Below are 16,672 nucleotides of genomic sequence, written 5' to 3'. Positions count from 1 at the left end.
TTCAGTAGTTGATCTGCCAAGGCCAACGATCGGGGGGACACATGAATTGATCCCCCCCGATGCAATCTTCGAGGCTCAAAATCCGATCGTCGATAAATGATTCCCCGACGACGGCCAGGACTGGGATCAAGGTCCACGCGCAGTGATGCCGAGAGGTCCAGGCCAGAAGCGCGAGCAGCCAAAACAGTCCAATCGGGTCGAGACAGCGGCTCACAATGGGTGCCAAAAACCCCGTGGCCATGGATAACTGCACGAGACCCAGCATCAGGGTGTAAGCGAGCAGGGTGCGGCAGTCATGGCAAGAGGCCATCGAGCGCAGGTTGAGCTTGGCTCGCCAAACCGTAAGTAGAACAGCCATGAGTGCAGTGAGCTCCAATCCCAGCACTTCATTGCGCAAGCCATAGGTGTTGTAGTACCCGGTTTCAAATAGGTAGTGGTTCAGTTTTTGTTGAATTGCCGGATGGCTGAAGGCGATAAGCGCTGTCCCCACCACCAACACGGCCGAAAACAGCAGGGCTTTCCTGTTGTTGTTTGAGGTAAGGAGTGCCGGCCTGGTGAGCAATGGCACCACGGCAAGCGCTGCTGTCACCGCCAGACTGTTGTGGGACAGCCCAGACCCCGCAATGGCGATGCCGACCCATAGCCAGGTGGGGTGGCTCCACCCCGCACTGCGAAGTAGCAACGGTGTGATCAGCAGCGTGGCGAGGGCCTGACGGGTGACTCCGTTTTGGAGGAAATTGCGCAGTAGGGGCGACCACACCAGCAGGAGCGCCCACCAACCGCCCCAGTGGGGACGGCGCCATTGACGGGCCAATAGCAGTGGGATTAGGGCGAATCCTGCACTCACGAGCCCTTGCACGAACGCGAGCCGGTAGGGAAGCATCGTGATCAGCGGTGCCACAGCGATCCAAGCGGGTTCCTGCAGAACCTCGTTGGGGTTGATCGCTAAGTGGTGGCTAAAGCGGGCAATGTCGCTGGTCCCCCAAGAGGCGAGCGTGAAGAACACGGCGATGGTGATCAGCTGGAGTCCGGCTGTGGTCCACCAAAGGCGAGCTGCTGTGACGCGGCTCAAAAGGCCAGCTAAAAGAATTTGCCCGATGGCCAGGCTCAGCATGAGACCGGGGTTGTTGGTGACTTGATCAATCCGATAGGGGGCTTCCGTTGGAAAGCTCATCAGGATCTGCACATCAGTCATGAGATCAGCAGGGCCCGCATTGCAGCTGGGGAGAGCACGTGGTCAAAGCCCCAGTAGGGCAAAAGCAAATTTCGAAGAGCTCTCTCGTCGTGACTGACCTGTTGAAGCTGCTGGCCGAGCTCACGGCGTCGCTCCCATTCGATTTGCTCACGCTGTTGCTGCTCCATTGAGAGTGCATCCAGGTTTTGCGTACTGGGGAGATCGAGCCAGTGCAGACGACAATTCATTTGGATGCCGTAACCCAGGTGGGTGCCAAAACTGTTGCTCACCAACCCGGTGCTCAGTTGCAACAGCGTGCGCATCGCATCGAGAAACCATGGGTTGGAGCGGTGGCCGTTGCAGGCTTGGATCCATCCTCTTGGTAGTGGGATCTCCGCAGGGTCCTGCCAGTGACGTAACCAAATCACTGAGTCGTAACCCTGGTTTTGCCGTAGCGCTTCGATGCTTTGGATGGTTGCAGGGAGATCGTTCTGGCGGTGCACCGGGCCCCAGCTATGGGCAAGCACCACCAGGAGAGTCGGGCCCAGTTTTTGTCGCCACTGATCGAGGTGCTGGGTCGAAAGCAGTGACTGGGCATAGGCGATCCAAGGACCGATCGCGATAGCAGGGCGCTGATGCTGTTCTTCCATCCATTGGGCACGCCGTGGACCCATGCAGAGAGCTCCGCGGCTCCAGCGCTTGGGTTGTTCAAATTGGGCTTCTGGAGTCACCTTCAAACCGTGCTCGAGTTGCCATGGCAGGGGGCGACCGACCAGGGGCAGGTTGGCGTGACGTTTCAGCTGAACGTCGTGGCCATAGTGATGGGACGCGTTGTCCCGCTCTCGCCGGGCGGGGGATCGCAGGGACGTGTTGGCGTTATGCCATTGGCCTTGATGCCAAACCAATGGTGCAATCTCGGGTTGAAAGCTGGGTCCAGAAAAGGCCTGAATGCTGAGGCCTCGATAGCCCTCCAGCGCTAACCATTCGTTGATCTCAGGCCAAAACCTACGACTCGACCGCAACAGGCTTTTTGCCCACCAGCGCACACTCACCTGATGTTCAGCTGGGGTTGTGTTTTCACCAACTGATCAAGAGCTTTGAGTTGACTGAGGAATGGTTCCAGGAGATCCAGTGGCAGGGCGCTGGGACCGTCGCAACGTGCTTTGTCTGGGTCGGGATGGGCTTCAAGGAATAGGCCGGCAAGTCCGACGGCGATGCCGGCTCGGGCGAGATCTACCACTTGTGATCGACGGCCACCGGACGCGGCACCACCGGGATCTCGGCACTGCAGAGCGTGGGTTACATCAAAAATTAGAGGGATGTCCTGGCAGGTTTTCTTCATCACTCCAAAGCCGAGCATGTCGACCACGAGGTTGTCGTAACCGAAATTGCTGCCGCGTTCGCACAGCAACAACTGGTCGTTTCCGCACTCTTTGAATTTTTCAACGATGTTGGCCATCTGTTCCGGGCTTAGGAACTGCGGCTTTTTGATGTTGATCACCGAGCCGGTGTTGGCCATCGCGGTGACTAAATCCGTTTGACGGGCCAGAAATGCTGGCAATTGAATGATGTCGGCAACCGCCGCTGCAGCAACGGCTTCTTCTGGGGTATGCACATCCGTGATCACCGGGATGCCATGGGTGTCTTTGACGGCTTGAAGAATGGCCAGACCCTTCTCAAGGCCTGGGCCACGAAAGGAGTGGATGGACGACCGATTGGCTTTGTCGTAAGAGGCTTTGAATACCAAGGGAATACCGAGGCGTTCACAGACAGTTTTGTAGTGGCCAGCGCAGTTCAGGGCGAAGTCCAAGTCCTCCAGGACATTCACGCCTCCCAAAAGGACAAAGGGTTGGTCGTTCGCGAACGTGATGTTTCCGAGCTGTACCTGTCGGGCCACGATCGTGTTACTGCTGATGATTCGATGAGCTTACGCGGTCTATCTAAATGTTTTTTAAAATCTGGCTTGTTTCGGATGTGAAAATAATTCTTATTTAATTCTCTATTTGATAATTAAATCTGTTCTGCTTGCACGGCTGCATTGTTTTTTGATTTTTTATTTAGGCCCATAAAGAAGTCGAATATGCTGAGATTTCATGTTGACCAAAGCGGTGGGGAACATCGCTGTGGAGACCTTGTTTAAAATCGCTCTATGCAAGTCGGTGGATTGACTTTGCTGTTTGAGTTGAGCGGTAAGGCCTCAAGTGACTCGAAGCATTTGTCATCTTTTCTTTTAATGCGTCTTTTAGTCAAGGCACTACCGATCAATTGTCGCTTTTGGTGATTCAGCTGTAGGCGAGTTTTGTGTCTGCATCAAACTCAATGCGACTGAGATTTTGGCGTCGAGTATCAAGTATCTTTGTGACTAGTTCCAGGGCTATTGTTGAATAATTAGCGCGTATTTCTTTTTTGTTAAGTGTTAGGCGTTGGCGCTGCAAGCAGGCAGAACCGTGAACATCAGTTCAAGCCCTTCTTTGATCGCCATTTTTCTGGTTGTTTTGATATATAGGCGTTCGCTTTCGTGTGTGGTTTGGCTGAGGGGTTTGACCTTGAGCTCAGTCCACTTGATGGTTTCTAGATGCCTCGACGTATCGCCTCTGGTTTCCTCGCTCTAACGTTCTGTCCATGAGCTTTTTGGCAGGCCTCAACGACGCCCAACGCCGGGCGGTGGACCACCACCAAGGGCCTCTGCTGGTGGTAGCTGGTGCTGGGAGCGGAAAGACGCGTGCTCTCACCCATCGCATCGCCCATCTAATTGGAGAGCACGGAGCCGATCCCGGCCAAATCTTGGCAGTCACCTTTACGAACAAGGCGGCTCGGGAGATGAAGGAACGGCTCGAGCTGCTGCTGGCCCAACGTTTGGCCCAGAGTCAGTTCGGTCAGCCTTGGAGCACGTTGCCGCCGGTGGAACAACGGCAGCTGCGATCTCGGATTTATCGGGAGATCACTAAGGAGCTGTGGATCGGAACATTCCATGCGTTGTTCGCCCGGATGCTTCGCTTCGACATCGACAAATTCCGGGATCCAGATGGACTCACCTGGACTAAGCAGTTTTCGATCTACGACGAAGCCGACGCCCAAAGCCTGGTGAAGGAGATCGTCACACAGGAGCTTCAGATGGATCCGAAGCGGTTTGAGCCCAAAAAGGTGCGCTGGGCGATCAGCAATGCCAAGAATCAGGGTTGGTTGCCGGATCAGCTCGAAGCCAATGCCGAAGGTCAGCGCGGCAAGCTCACGGCCGATGTGTATCGCCGCTACCGCAAAGCTTTGGCGGCGAATAATGCTCTCGACTTTGACGACCTCCTGCTACTCCCGGTTCAGTTGCTGCAACAGAACGAACAGGTACGTCGCTATTGGCATCGGCGTTTTTGTCACGTGCTGGTGGATGAATATCAAGACACCAACCGCACCCAGTACGACCTGATCAAGTTGCTGGTGACCGATGGCAAGGAGCCGCAGGCCTACGACGACTGGTCTGGCCGTTCCGTGTTTGTTGTGGGGGATGCCGATCAGAGCATCTACAGCTTCCGTGCTGCTGACTTCACGATCTTGATGGGCTTTCAGGACGACTTCGGTGATCAAGCGCCGGACGATGCCACCCGGACGATGGTGAAGCTGGAGGAGAATTACCGCTCCACCGCCACGATCTTGGCTGCTGCAAATGCGCTGATTTCGAACAACAGTGAACGGATCGACAAGGTGCTCCGCCCCACCCGTGGCGAGGGGGAGCTGATCACCCTGACGCGCTGTGACGACGAAATTGCTGAGGCGGAGGCGGTGGTTCATCGCCTCCGCATGATGGAAGCAGCAAACCCAGACCTGAGCTGGGGCGACATGGCGGTGCTCTACCGCACGAATGCCCAGTCGCGGGCGATGGAGGAATCGTTGGTGCGCTGGGGCATTCCTTACATCGTGGTGGGCGGGCTTCGCTTTTATGACCGCCGTGAGATCAAGGATTTGTTGGCGTACTTACGTCTCCTCGTCAATCCAGCCGACACCGTCAGCCTGCTTCGGGTGATCAATGTGCCCAAGCGTGGAATTGGTAAAACCACGATCCAGCGCCTCACCGATGCGGCCAATCAGCTCGGCATTCCCCTTTGGGATGTGGTGAGTGATCCCGAGGCGGTGCGCTCGCTTGGTGGACGTTCGGCCAAAGGATTGCTGCAATTTTGCGAGCTCGTGAATGATCTAAAAACCCAGGTGCAAGCGGTGGCGCCATCCGAGCTGCTTCAGCAGGTGATGGAAAAAAGTGGATATGTGAGTGAGTTGATCGCCGAGGGAACCGATGAAGCCGAAGAACGCCGCCGCAATCTTCAGGAATTGGTGAATGCGGCCTTGCAGTACCAGGAGGAAAACGACGACGGGAATTTGGAGGGGTTTTTGGCGTCGGCTGCGTTGTCGAGCGATGCCGATAACAAAGACACCGCAGCGGATCGTGTCACCTTGATGACCCTGCACAGCAGCAAAGGTCTGGAATTTCCGGTCGTGTGTCTGGTGGGTTTGGAGCAGGGTCTTTTCCCCAGCTACCGCTCCTTGGACGACCCTGCGTCTCTGGAGGAGGAACGGCGTCTTTGTTATGTCGGAATTACCCGCGCCAAGGAGCGTCTCTTCCTGTCCCACGCCAGCGAGCGTCGTCTTTGGGGTGGTATGCGCGAGGCGGCCGTGCCCTCCGTGTTCCTCTCGGAATTGCCCGAGGCTTTGGTGCAGGGTGACCTCCCGCAAACTGGCGGAGCAGCTCTCCGGCGCGAGCGCCGTTTGGATCGGCTCACCCGGGTCGATCGTGATCAACCCTCCTCGGCCCCAGCGAACGCTGTACGTCGTCGTCAGGCCGGGCCAGCCCCTGGCCGCAGTTGGACTGTGGGGGACAAGGTCACCCATTCAAGCTTTGGTGTGGGAGAGATCACCCACACCTTCGGTAGTGGGGAAAAAATCTCGATCGCGGTCAAATTTGTGGGGATGGGGCCGAAAATTTTGGATCCCCGCTTAGCGCCGATCGAACCGGTCACCAATCGCGATGCCTAAGTCGTCTGCTCTGCCAGGTTTGCTGCTGATCCGAGGCCTCGGCCACAGCGGAAGCACCATTTTGGATTTGGCCCTCGGTGCTCACTCCAGCATTGTTGGCCTGGGGGAAGCGGTTCGCGTGCTCGAGAAGCCGCGGTTGGGTGAATCCCATAAGGGCCCGCAGCAGCTACGGGGTGCCTTGCGCTTCGAACGCCGATGCACGTGTGGTGCGACTGCCGGAACGTGTCCTGTTTGGGGACCGGTGCTCACCTGGCTGCCAGAGCATGACGATCGTCCCCTCCTCGAAAAGGTCGATCGTCTGATCACACCATTCACGTCCGGCTCAGCCCGTTGGTTGGTTGAGTCCTTTCAAGCGGATGAACAGCTGCTGGATGCCAGAGCTCTCGGCCGACCGGTGCGGGTGATTCATCTGGTGCGGGATGTTCGTTCTTGGGTGCATTCGGAGGCCCGCCGTGGTGTTGAGCGGCATGGCCGCGGCATGTCCGTGGGCTGGCGGTCGTTGGTGCGCTGGTGGCGGGTAAACCGCCGGCTTGAGCAGCGGCTACGGCGGTCTGACTGTGCGGTATTTCAGCTGGGCTATGAGGAATTGGCCTTGGCACCAGAGGCAGCGTTGCGGCGCTTATGCGATTGGCTTGAGCTGCCATTTGAGCGGGCGATGCTTCAACCCGGACTGCATTCCGGCAGCCATATCGTTTCCGGGAATCGCTTGCGGTTTGAGCCTGGTCAGAGCCATGCCATTCGCTATGACGCCGCTTGGCTCACCTCCCCAGCCCTGTCCTTACGGGTGGCGCCGCTGCTCCCATCGGTGGCAGCGATGAATCGTCGTCTTGTTTACAGCCATGGTTTGCTCGGCTCAACCTGGCCAGCGGCTTAATCTCCCCTCAGCAACCAACGGCCCGTGTCAACCGCCCACCCGCCGATTCCGATTTTCATCGGCTACGACCCGCGTGAGCGTGCTGCCACCAACGTTCTGATCGACAGCTTGTATCAGCACAGCAGTGTGCCTTTGGCGATTACACCCCTGGTGACGCCTCAGTTGGAAAACCAGGGGTTGTTCCACCGTGAACGGGATCCCAAACAGAGCACCGCGTTTTCTTTTACGCGGTTTTTGGTGCCGTATTTGATGGGGTATCAGGGCTGGGCGCTGTTCATGGATTGCGACATGCTCTGCCAGGCCGACATCAAAGCGTTGTGGGATCAGCGCGATGATCGCTATGGCGCGATGTGTGTCCAGCACGAACATGTTCCTGGAGAGACGGTGAAGTTCCTGGGTGAAGTGCAGAGCCCATATCCGAAGAAAAATTGGAGCTCATTGATGCTGCTGAACTGCAGCCGCTGCACGAATCTCACCGTGGATTACGTCAATACGGCTTCGGGTTTGGAGCTGCATCGTTTCCATTGGTTAAAGGGTGATCACGAGATCGGAGCGATTCAGGGGGGATGGAACCATCTAGTGGATGTGCAGCGACCTCCAGAACAGGAGGAGCCGGCGCCGATGTTGCACTGGACTCTCGGTGGCCCTTGGTTTCGCGAACAACGAACGATGGGAGGACCTTTGGCTGCTCAATGGTTCGCTGCCCGTGATGAAGCAATCAAGCTCTGGGATTAATGGCAATTCAAAAATGTGTCGTTGCTGTTCCAGCCCGTTTGCAATCGTCGCGGCTGCCCAACAAGGTGCTGGCCGAGATCGGTGGTAAACCGATGATTCAGCGGGTTCTCGAGCGCTGTCGTGAATCCACGGCTGTAGACACTGTTGTGCTTTGCACTGACAGCCAGGAGCTTCAGCAGCGGGCCGAGGCTTGGGGCTTTCCCGTTTTGATGACGGCTGAATCCTGCAGCTCCGGCAGTGAAAGGATCGCTTCAGTGGCCAATGCGCTGATGGCTCTCGCCTGGGGTGATGCAACACCTGCGGCAGACCAAACCGCTGTGATCAATGTTCAGGGGGACCAGCCGTTTATCGATCCCCAGGTGATAGATGCGATGGCTGCTGAGTTTCGCCGCCTTGATCCCGTCCCAGCGGTCGTGACTCCCGTTTATGGCTTGAAGCCAGAGACGGTTCACAACCCCAACGTGGTGAAAACGTTGTTGGCCCACGATGGCCGGGCGTTGTATTTCTCGCGGTCTGCGATTCCCCATGTGCGTGACGTGGATCCATCGGAATGGCATCGCCACACCACCTTCTGGGGACATGTGGGGATGTATGGCTTTCGTGGGGATGTGTTGGCGGCTTGGAATCAACTCCCAGCGTCACCCCTCGAAGACTTGGAACGTCTTGAGCAGCTCCGTTTGATCGAAGCTGGCCTCACCATCGCCACGTTTGAAGTGCAGGGAACCTCCCTATCGGTCGACACCGCTGAACAGCTCGAACAGGCACGCGCGATGGTTTGATTCAGCTGAGGTCTTCGCACCAGCGATGGGCGAGAGGCCAGAGCTGAGCTAGATCAAGATGCCCCATGGTTTGGCGCACAGCAGCAAGGGTGGGGGCCTGCCACGCCCCCAGTTCGGCCAGCACCTCGTCAGGAATCGGCGTATTGGTACGGCTGACGTTCACCTGTTGTTCCCATTCGGGTTCTTCATAGGGAACGGTTAAAACGTCGCAAAGGCGTTGCCAGCTTGCTGGGGTGAACAGGCGTTCGTAGAGGTCGATAAAGCACTCACTTGGGTCAAACACCTGGGTGAGAGCCCTCAGGGTGTGGCCGTAATCGCTGCGAAGCTTCACCATCTCTGGCTGCTCAACGCAGAGTTGTCGCAGCGCTTCTACCTCGGCTTCGTGGTTGAGCTGGTTTTGCTTGCGCAGCTTCATGCGCTGGCTGGAGATGATGCGTTCGATCGGATCGCGCATTAGAAAAACCGGGCGCAGGCAAATCTTTCGCTGCTCAAAGTTGGCCTTGATCTCCGTCAATGTGCCAATGCTTAGGGCGCTGTACGACGGCGTGATGTCACCGGTGAGCTTGATGCCCGGTCGGCGCAACAGGCTGGAGAAGTAGTCGTAATACCGCTGGGGTTGAGCGATGAATCGCTGGCGACGCCAGGTGCGCGGTTTGATCAGAGAACGCATGCGTCGATTGCTGAAGCCCGCCTCCGGCAGGGTGCGTGCATCGTGAATGTGATATTCCTTCAGGAAACCAAAGTCCGCATCTCGACGACGGTTGAGTTGGGCGTGAAGCCATGAAGAGCCTGCTTTTTGGGCCCCAAGCCCCAGGACGAATGTCCCGTTGCGTTCAGTCATTTCGATCGCGCCAACCATCGCGCTTCAGGGTTTGCCAGCGCCCGCGTGCTTGAAGGATCGTTTCTGCGAGTTCTCGGATAGCGCCGTGGCCTCCTTGTTTCCGTAAAACAGCATGGGCTCCCTGCCGCACCGGCGTGCAGGCATCGGCTGGAGCGATCAGAAGTTCAACAACGGGCCGCACGGCAAGGTCATTGAGGTCGTCGCCGACAAAGGCCGTTTCGGCAATGTCGATCCCAAGTTGTTGTTGGAGTTTGAGCAGCGCCTCTGGTTTGTCTTTGATGCCCACGAGACAGTGTTGAATTCCCAGTTGGCGTGCCCTCACCTCAGTGGCGCCTCCTTGCCCGCCACTCAGGAAGGCGATTTCGACTCCTGCCTGTTGCAGCAAACGAATCCCAAGACCGTCCCGCACATCAAACCGTTTGGTTAGATGCCCGCTCGCATCAAACCAAAGCCCTCCATCCGTGAGCACGCCATCGACATCGAGCACAAGCAACTTGATCTGTCTCAGCCGCTTCCCGATTCGCCACCAGCGCCATCTCCTCATGCCAGGCCTGCTTGTACGAGATCGTGGAGACGCAACAGACCGATCAGCTGCTTGTTGTCACCAACCACCGGAAGCACAGAGATCGGTTTGCGTCGGTTGTTCTCCATCTGCTCCAAGGCTTTCACCACCAACACATCGGAACGCACTGTGATGGGGTCGGCTGTCATGAGGTCGGCGGCTTGAAGGGTGCTCCAGTTGTTGGCGCTGTGGTCTTGCAGGGCCCGTCGTAGGTCGCCATCCGTGAGGATTCCCAACAAAGAGCCTGGAGAATTGGGGTCTTCCACCCAGCCGCTGCCGATTCCGTCTCGGGTTAATCCACCGATCACGTCGGGAAGAGATGTGTCTGGTTGAAGGGGGTGCAATTTGCTCGCCGGAACCATCAGGTCTGCAGCAGTCATCGTGAGTTGTTTGCCCAGGGAGCCCGCTGGGTGATTCAGGGCGAAATCGGCGGGCGAGATGCCTCGACGCTCCATCCAGACCGCTGCGAGTGCGTCGCCAATCGCCATGGCAACAGCTGTACTGGCGGTTGGTGCCAGATTGAGCGGACAGACTTCGCGGTCGACGCTGGCCTCCAGCACCACATCGCTTCCACGACCAAGGGACGACTCGGCTCGGCCAACGATGGCGATGCGTCCGGTGCCCCGACGTTTGAGATGGGGAAGAACCTCGAGCAGTTCAGTTGTCTCGCCACTGTTGGAGAGCATCAAGCACACATCTTCTGGTGCTACGACGCCCAGATCTCCATGGAGGGCATCGAGGGGGTTGAGGTACAACGCCATCAAGCCGATGGATGAAAAAGTGGCGGCGATTTTTCGAGCCACGATTCCGCTTTTGCCGACCCCAGTGATCACAAGCTTGGCTTTTCGATCGGCGCAACGTTCGAGCAGTTGAATCGCAGCCTCTACTTGATCACTGCTGAGTCGTTGTGCTGCAGTGGCGATTGCTGAGGCTTCCTCTTCTAGGCAACGGGTCAGAGCAGACAAGACCGATATCCACGATGATCGGCCCATTGTCATGCACACCATGCGATGAACCTGACCGGTGTGCCGTCCTCTTTGCTGGCTGACTTACGAGCGGCGGCAATTGGTGCGGGCGTTAAACGGTTGGCCATGGTTGGGGGCGCCGTGCGGGATGGGCTGCTCCATGAGCGCTATGGCCGGGCTTGGTCAGGTGTGCCTGATTTGGATTGGGTTCTCGAAGGTGATCCCATGCGCCTTGCTGCTGAGTTGTTGAGGCGTTGTGGTGAGCAGCGGGTGATGGCACTTCAGAGCTATGGAGCCTTTGGCACTGTGGCTTTGAAACTCGATGGTGTGGCCTTGGATTTCGCCATGGCTCGACGGGAGAGCTACCCCATGCCAGCTGAGAACCCCGTGGTTGAACCAGGCTCGTTGGATTCTGATCTGGTGCGTCGCGATTTCACGATTAACGCGATGGCTCAGGATCTGCTGTCTGGGCAGCTCATCGATCCGCACCGAGGTCAGCAGGATTTGGCCGCCGGTCGTTTGTTGTTTCTCCACGACGAGAGCGTGTCTGATGACCCCACCCGTGTAATTCGTGCATGCCGTTATGCGGCTCGCTTGGGATTTGTTCTGTCGCCGGAGGCGAAGCAGCAAGTGACCGCCACGGTGCGGCGTTGGCCATGGTCGTGGCATTGGTATGACGCACCGGATAAGGCTCCACCGGCATTGGCGAATCGCCTGCGGATGGAGCTTGATCGGTTGTTTGAGGTTGAGCCTTGGGCTGTCGCACTCGATTGTCTAGAGGAGTGGAAGGCGATGGCGTTGTTGGATCCGTCCTTGCAGAACGATCGGGGTCGAAACCGTCGGATTGCTTGGGCGCAACGGCTTGCACTTCCCTTGCTACCGGCCTGGTTAGCGGCTGCTCCGGATCCTGAGGCGGTTGCCCGTCGCTTGGGTGTTCCTGGTCAACAGCAGCGGTGGCTCCAGCAGCTCGTGCGACTTCGGGATTGGTTGTTGTCCGCAGATGCACCTGATGTTCATGCGGCCCCTGATGTCTGGACTGCGGCCCTGGAATCCCAGGGCTGGATGCCAGAAACAGTGGCCTTCATGGTGTGCCTGCAACCCCCGCAATGGAAACCGTTGTTGCGCTGGTGGGGGCGTTGGCGACATCTGAAATCACCGAGAAGCGCTCGGGATCTGATCGCCGATGGTTGGTCGTCTGGCCCCGCATTAGGCAATGAGTTGAAGCGTTTACGCCTGGAGGCGTTGAAGCAAAGCCGATGAGTTTTTCCCGTTCTGCTTTGATCCGCCTGGTCGTCGTTGTGGTGTGTGCAGGGTTTGCCTTGAAGGCGCTCTTGCTGATTGATGCCACGGCGCTCTGGAGCGACGAGCTGTACAGCGTGGGCAAGAGTTTTCAAGCCAGTCCGGCGGCTTTGCTTGCGATGCTCCGCCACGACACCCATCCCCCTCTCTATTACGGCTTGCTTTGGGGGTGGGGCCAGCTGGTGGGCCAAAGCCCGATCACCTTGCGGTTGTTGTCTTGGCTTGCCTACGGGGCCGGAGGACTTCTGATGGTGGCCCAGTCACGGGCTTTGGCTGCAAATCAGCGTTTGGGCGGGACCGTGCCCTTGGCGGCGCTGATGGCGCTTTGCAGCCCCTATCCCATTCGTTTTTCGATTGAAGGCAAGAGCTATGCGCTCTTGGTGTTGTTTGTGGCCTTGGCTTGGTGGTGGCGCAACCAAGGCCGTGTTGTGCCCTATTCCCTAGCTGTGGCTCTGGCTTCCCTAACTCATTTTTATGGTCTGTTTTTGATGTTGGCTGCTGGGGCCTGGGATGGCTGGCGCCGTCGTTTGGGTTTATCAGTGGCTGCTGGCCTGGGGGCGATCCCTGCCCTCGCTTGGATGGCCTACGCCTCCGACTATCTCTTCAGTTCCAAGGCCGGCAGCTGGATTGGCGGTCCGAGCTTTGCCTTGCTGGAGGACACCTTGGCCCGTGGGCTTGGCGTTTGGCCCCTGCCCAAGTTGGCCCTGCTGCTGCTCACGCTGGTGATCCTGCGTCGTTGGGGTGGTCTCAAGCCAGTGCGCTGGCTCGATATGGATCTGTTGGATCGCAGTGGTCTGATCCCTTCTGCCTTGATGGTGGTTGGGGTGGTGCTGATCTCCTTCTTCAAGCCCCTTGCCTTCAGTCGTTATTTCGTCGTGCTGATTCCGGCCCTTGTGCCTGTCTTGGCGGTTTTGTTTGGTGAGGCTCGGTTGAATCGGGGGGGGCGTTTGTTCGCCGGTGTTGTTTTGGTGATCGTGATTGGCAGCTGGTGGGGGCCAGGGTTTGTTGAACTCGATCCGGGATTGGGCGGGGTGCGTGAACAGGATCAGTTTCGGATGGTGAGTCGGCACACGGATGGATTCCCTGAGCGATACAGCCCTCGGGCACGTCTGCTCAACCTCAGTGATCGGATGGAACAGCAGATGGGTCGAATGGCACCTCCCGTGGCTGCATGGGGTGATCGCAGCGCCCTGCGCCAACGGTTGTCGATCACCCCACACCCTTCCGAGATTTGGTTGGCCAGTAGTGGGCCTGAACAGGCGCTTCGGCGCAAACTCAACCCATTGCAGCAGGAGGTTGAGCAGGTGGGCTATCGCTGTGTCGACCGGTCAGAAGGGCTTAGCCATGGCCGGATCCTGCAGTGCCAACTTGGATCCAAGCTGAATCCTGTGCCGTAAGGCTTTCGGCAGCTGTTGCAGTGCAGGCCACAATCAGTGGCCCACAGGTTTGTGGGTCTACCAGTAGTTCGAGACAGGCCTGGGATGGAGATTGGTTGAGCTGAACTGGCCCCTCGAGCCAGCTCCAAGCGTCCCGGTTGGCGGGGGCCAGGCTGCTGGCTAGCCCTTGTGCGAGTAGATCCATCGCACCCGGGTGAGCGGGAATGCGATCCGTCCAAAGTTGAATGGTGATGGACTTGCTGCCCTGAAGCATCTCCCCGAGATGTCCCAGCAATCCAAAGCCCGTCACGTCGGTACAGGCATGGATGTCGGCTCCATGCTTCTGCAATGCCGCCACCAAGTGATGTTGGCTTTGGTTCATCGTGCGCAGGGTCGCTTCGACATCTTTGGGCTTGGCGACCCCTGCCATGGCGGCGGCAAAAATTACGCCGACTCCAAGCGGACGGCTCAGCAGGAGCGCATCTCCAGGCTGAATCCCCCCCTTGGCCCAAGGTGCGGAACTTTGACCATTCACGCTGAGGGCGACCTGTAATCCAAGGGTGGTCGGGGATGGTGTGGAACTGCGCGACTCCAAGGTGTGCCCCCCGATCAGCGACGCTCCCTGTTCAACCAAGACCGATTGAACACCTGCCAAGGTCTGATGGAGCAGCTCTTGCTGTTCGGTGGGGTGGCTGGCTGGCAGGGTGATGACTGCCATCGCACTGGTGACCTTGGCTCCACAAGCCCAGAGGTCTGAGCAGGCATGCAGGCTGGTGAGTCGACCATTGAGCCAGGGATCACTCACCAGTGCTGGAAAGCCATCCACGCTTTGCAGCAGTGCTGGTGTCCCGCCGAGGTTGGCGGCATCTTCCGCTTGTCCTTGAAGACCCGCTTGTAAAAGTGCTGCGGTGAGGGGGGCTGCGGGAAGCTTGGCGGCACAGCCCCGGCAAGCCATCGGTTGGGCTGCGACCATCGACGATTCTTGGCTGAAACCGGCCATAAACGCCCGATCAATTTGTTGTTTCAGGGTCCAAAGCAGAGTGAACGCTTGCGTGCGAGCACGGCCTCGCTGCATCCAGGCCGTGTTGTTCCCGGTTCCAACCAATTGCAGGGCATGGCGTTGTGGCTTCCACCGCTTCAGTCTTTGGCCGTTGCAGGCCGCCTCAAGATTCTTGGCCAAGGGCAGGGCAGACCGTACCGCCCATACCCCTGAAGCGGGCCGCGGCTGGGACTCCATCACGGCGCAATCGCCGCTTGCAAACAGATGGGGGTATCCCTCGAGTTGGAGGAAGGGGTTGGTCAACACCCGTCCGTCGTGATCCACCGCGAATCCACTGTCAGCCAGCCAAGACGGGGCGCGACTCCCGGTGCAGAGGAGGGTGGGCTGATCAATGGGGTCGGTGACGCATTGAATCTCAGCGCGATGGAGGATGGCTCTTGTGGTGGCGTTGAGTTGGCCTGTACGGGCTTGCAACTCCAGTGCGCGATTGGGCCAGCGCCGGCGTAGGGCTAAGGCCACTTCGATCCCAGCTGGCCCTGCACCAACGATGCGAAACGGTTCTGGATCGTGAGGGTCTTGCTGCGACAAAAACTGAAGGGCTGTTTCCAGCGGTTTGATTGGAACGCCAGCCAGGTCGTCAGCGTTGCGCGTCTCTGCCCCCACATCGAGGCTGAGCAAACCGAAGCGCAATGATGGACGCTCTTGCAGGAGGAGATGTTGGCGTTGGGAATCAACACCTAGGACTTCGGCCTGTACAAAGGCCACACCAGCTCGATCGCAGAGATGCGGCAGGTTGAGACTCAGCTCGTCCCGTCGATAGATCCCAGCGATCAGGCCTGGGACCATGCCTGAATACAAGGCCGTGGGATGCCGATTCACCAAGACAACCCCGCGTTTTGGCCGCAACTGCGGATTCATCGCCCAGCGTTTGAGCAGAAGCGCATGGCTGTGCCCACCTCCCGCCAGGAGGAGAGGTCCCGATGGGGTCATGGGTTGGTGCGATACCCCATGGGATTGGCCTGTTGCCAAGCCCAGCCGTCGCGACACATCTGGGCAAGATCGCGTTGTGCACTCCAGCCCAAAATGTCTTTCGCTTTTTGAGGACACCCCTCAAGCTTGGGCACATCTCCTGGTCGTCGTTCCACGAACTCGTAGGCAATCGGCAGTCCTGTTGCTTGTTCAAAGCCGTGCACAACGTCGAGAACGCTGAGTCCGTAACCCGTACCAATGTTCAGCGTGAGTTGGTGGGGGGCTGTTGCTTGAAAGAGGTGACCCAAGGTGACGCTGTGGGCTTCGGCGAGGTCCATTACGTGCAAGTAGTCCCGGATGCCGGTGCCATCGTGCGTTGGGTAGTCCTGCCCGAAGATCCGCAGTTTGTCGCGTCGCCCTGAGGCAACTTGGGTGATAAATGGGAACAAGTTATTGGGAATGCCGAGGGGGTCTTCCCCAATCCGGCCACTCGGGTGGGCTCCGACGGGGTTGAAGTAGCGCAAACAGGCCACCCGCCAGTCCCTAGAACGACATAGGGCACCCAGCATCTGCTCAACCGCACACTTGGTTTGGGCGTAGGGATGCACGGGTGCTGTTGGCATCTGCTCGTGGAGTGGAAACACTTCGGGCTCCCCATACACGGTGGATGTGCTGCTGAAAACGAGGGTGCGGCACTGGTGCTGCTCCATGGCGGCGGCCAGAACCCTGCTGCCGTTGAGATTTACATCCCAGTAACGCAGTGGGTCGGCCACGGATTCACCCACGGCCTTGAGCCCGGCGAAATGAATCACCCCATCAATCGGTCCCCCACAATCAAAGGCGCGATTCACCGCGTCTAGATCTCGGACATCACCTTCGACAAAATCCAACGAATTGGAGCCTGTGAGCTCCTTCACGCGCTCTAGAGCTTCTGGGCTGCTGTTGTCGAAGTTGTCGAGAACCACCAGCTCATAGCCCTGCTCCAGGAGGACAAGAGCGGTGTGGCTCCCGATGAAGCCAGCGCCACCAGTAATTAGGACGCGGCGAGGCATGGCGAAGAGGGTCCATATCGAGTTTGA

General features: G+C 58.1%; 14 protein-coding genes. 6 read left to right on the top strand and 8 right to left on the bottom strand.

What is annotated here, in order from left to right; genetic code table 11:
- Position 1: 1 nt before the first annotated feature.
- From BL107_RS12815 to kdsA, 3 genes are read right to left on the bottom strand one after another with little or no spacing between them, the layout of a single operon-like run.
- Positions 2-1,195 carry a hypothetical protein gene (locus tag BL107_RS12815; RefSeq protein ID WP_009788353.1) on the bottom strand — a complete coding sequence of 398 codons (1,194 nt, stop codon included), beginning with the start codon at positions 1,193-1,195 and terminating at the stop codon, positions 2-4.
- Positions 1,192-2,226, bottom strand: a complete 1,035-nt coding sequence (locus BL107_RS00805; RefSeq protein WP_009788352.1) for a hypothetical protein — start codon at positions 2,224-2,226, stop codon at positions 1,192-1,194. The genes BL107_RS12815 and BL107_RS00805 overlap by 4 nt, the downstream gene beginning before the upstream one ends.
- Entirely contained in the window at positions 2,223-3,074 is an 852-nt protein-coding gene (kdsA, locus tag BL107_RS00800) for a 3-deoxy-8-phosphooctulonate synthase (RefSeq protein ID WP_037987822.1), read from the bottom strand. The genes BL107_RS00805 and kdsA overlap by 4 nt, the downstream gene beginning before the upstream one ends.
- A 722-nt stretch (positions 3,075-3,796) precedes the next feature.
- Between kdsA and BL107_RS00795 the strand changes: the two genes are divergently transcribed.
- Genes BL107_RS00795 through kdsB form a run of 4 tightly spaced genes read left to right on the top strand, consistent with a single transcriptional unit; the run spans position 3,797 to position 8,581 of the window.
- Complete coding sequence (locus tag BL107_RS00795) at positions 3,797-6,193, top strand: UvrD-helicase domain-containing protein (RefSeq protein ID WP_009788350.1); 2,397 nt, start codon at positions 3,797-3,799, stop codon at positions 6,191-6,193.
- Positions 6,186-7,067 carry a sulfotransferase gene (locus BL107_RS00790; RefSeq protein WP_009788349.1) on the top strand — a complete coding sequence of 294 codons (882 nt, stop codon included), beginning with the start codon at positions 6,186-6,188 and terminating at the stop codon, positions 7,065-7,067. The genes BL107_RS00795 and BL107_RS00790 overlap by 8 nt, the downstream gene beginning before the upstream one ends.
- 24 nt (positions 7,068-7,091) lie before the next feature.
- Complete coding sequence (locus BL107_RS00785) at positions 7,092-7,802, top strand: hypothetical protein (RefSeq protein ID WP_009788348.1); 711 nt, start codon at positions 7,092-7,094, stop codon at positions 7,800-7,802.
- Positions 7,802-8,581 (top strand): 3-deoxy-manno-octulosonate cytidylyltransferase, encoded by a 780-nt coding sequence (kdsB, locus tag BL107_RS00780; RefSeq protein WP_009788347.1) that lies wholly within the window; start codon positions 7,802-7,804, stop codon positions 8,579-8,581. The genes BL107_RS00785 and kdsB overlap by 1 nt, the downstream gene beginning before the upstream one ends.
- Position 8,582: 1 nt before the next feature.
- Here the strand turns inward: kdsB and BL107_RS00775 are convergent, their stop codons facing one another.
- From BL107_RS00775 to BL107_RS00765, 3 genes are read right to left on the bottom strand one after another with little or no spacing between them, the layout of a single operon-like run.
- Positions 8,583-9,422, bottom strand: a complete 840-nt coding sequence (locus BL107_RS00775; RefSeq protein WP_037988623.1) for a sulfotransferase family protein — start codon at positions 9,420-9,422, stop codon at positions 8,583-8,585.
- On the bottom strand, positions 9,415-9,966 hold the full coding sequence (locus BL107_RS00770) for an HAD family hydrolase (RefSeq protein WP_009788345.1): 552 nt from the start codon (positions 9,964-9,966) through the stop codon (positions 9,415-9,417). The genes BL107_RS00775 and BL107_RS00770 overlap by 8 nt, the downstream gene beginning before the upstream one ends.
- Positions 9,963-10,991 carry an SIS domain-containing protein gene (locus BL107_RS00765; protein ID WP_198002309.1) on the bottom strand — a complete coding sequence of 343 codons (1,029 nt, stop codon included), beginning with the start codon at positions 10,989-10,991 and terminating at the stop codon, positions 9,963-9,965. Before BL107_RS00765 ends, BL107_RS00770 begins: the two co-directional genes overlap by 4 nt.
- Positions 10,992-10,994: 3 nt before the next feature.
- On the opposite strand from BL107_RS00765, the gene BL107_RS00760 reads away from it, so the two are divergent.
- A complete protein-coding gene (locus BL107_RS00760) occupies positions 10,995-12,209 on the top strand; it encodes a CCA tRNA nucleotidyltransferase (protein WP_009788343.1) in 1,215 nt (404 codons plus the stop codon).
- Positions 12,206-13,645, top strand: a complete 1,440-nt coding sequence (locus tag BL107_RS00755) for a hypothetical protein (protein ID WP_009788342.1) — start codon at positions 12,206-12,208, stop codon at positions 13,643-13,645. The genes BL107_RS00760 and BL107_RS00755 overlap by 4 nt, the downstream gene beginning before the upstream one ends.
- Here the strand turns inward: BL107_RS00755 and selD are convergent.
- A complete protein-coding gene (selD, locus tag BL107_RS00750; RefSeq protein ID WP_009788341.1) occupies positions 13,587-15,614 on the bottom strand; it encodes a selenide, water dikinase SelD in 2,028 nt (675 codons plus the stop codon). The genes BL107_RS00755 and selD overlap by 59 nt on opposite strands.
- The gene (galE, locus tag BL107_RS00745; RefSeq protein WP_009788340.1) at positions 15,611-16,645 is read right to left on the bottom strand and encodes a UDP-glucose 4-epimerase GalE; all 1,035 of its coding nucleotides are present in this window, start codon (positions 16,643-16,645) and stop codon (positions 15,611-15,613) included. The genes selD and galE overlap by 4 nt, the downstream gene beginning before the upstream one ends.
- Positions 16,646-16,672: the final 27 nt, after the last annotated feature.

This window comes from Synechococcus sp. BL107 (assembly GCF_000153805.1).
Classification (GTDB): domain Bacteria; phylum Cyanobacteriota; class Cyanobacteriia; order PCC-6307; family Cyanobiaceae; genus Parasynechococcus.
This window is presented reverse-complemented; position numbering and strand designations above follow the sequence as displayed.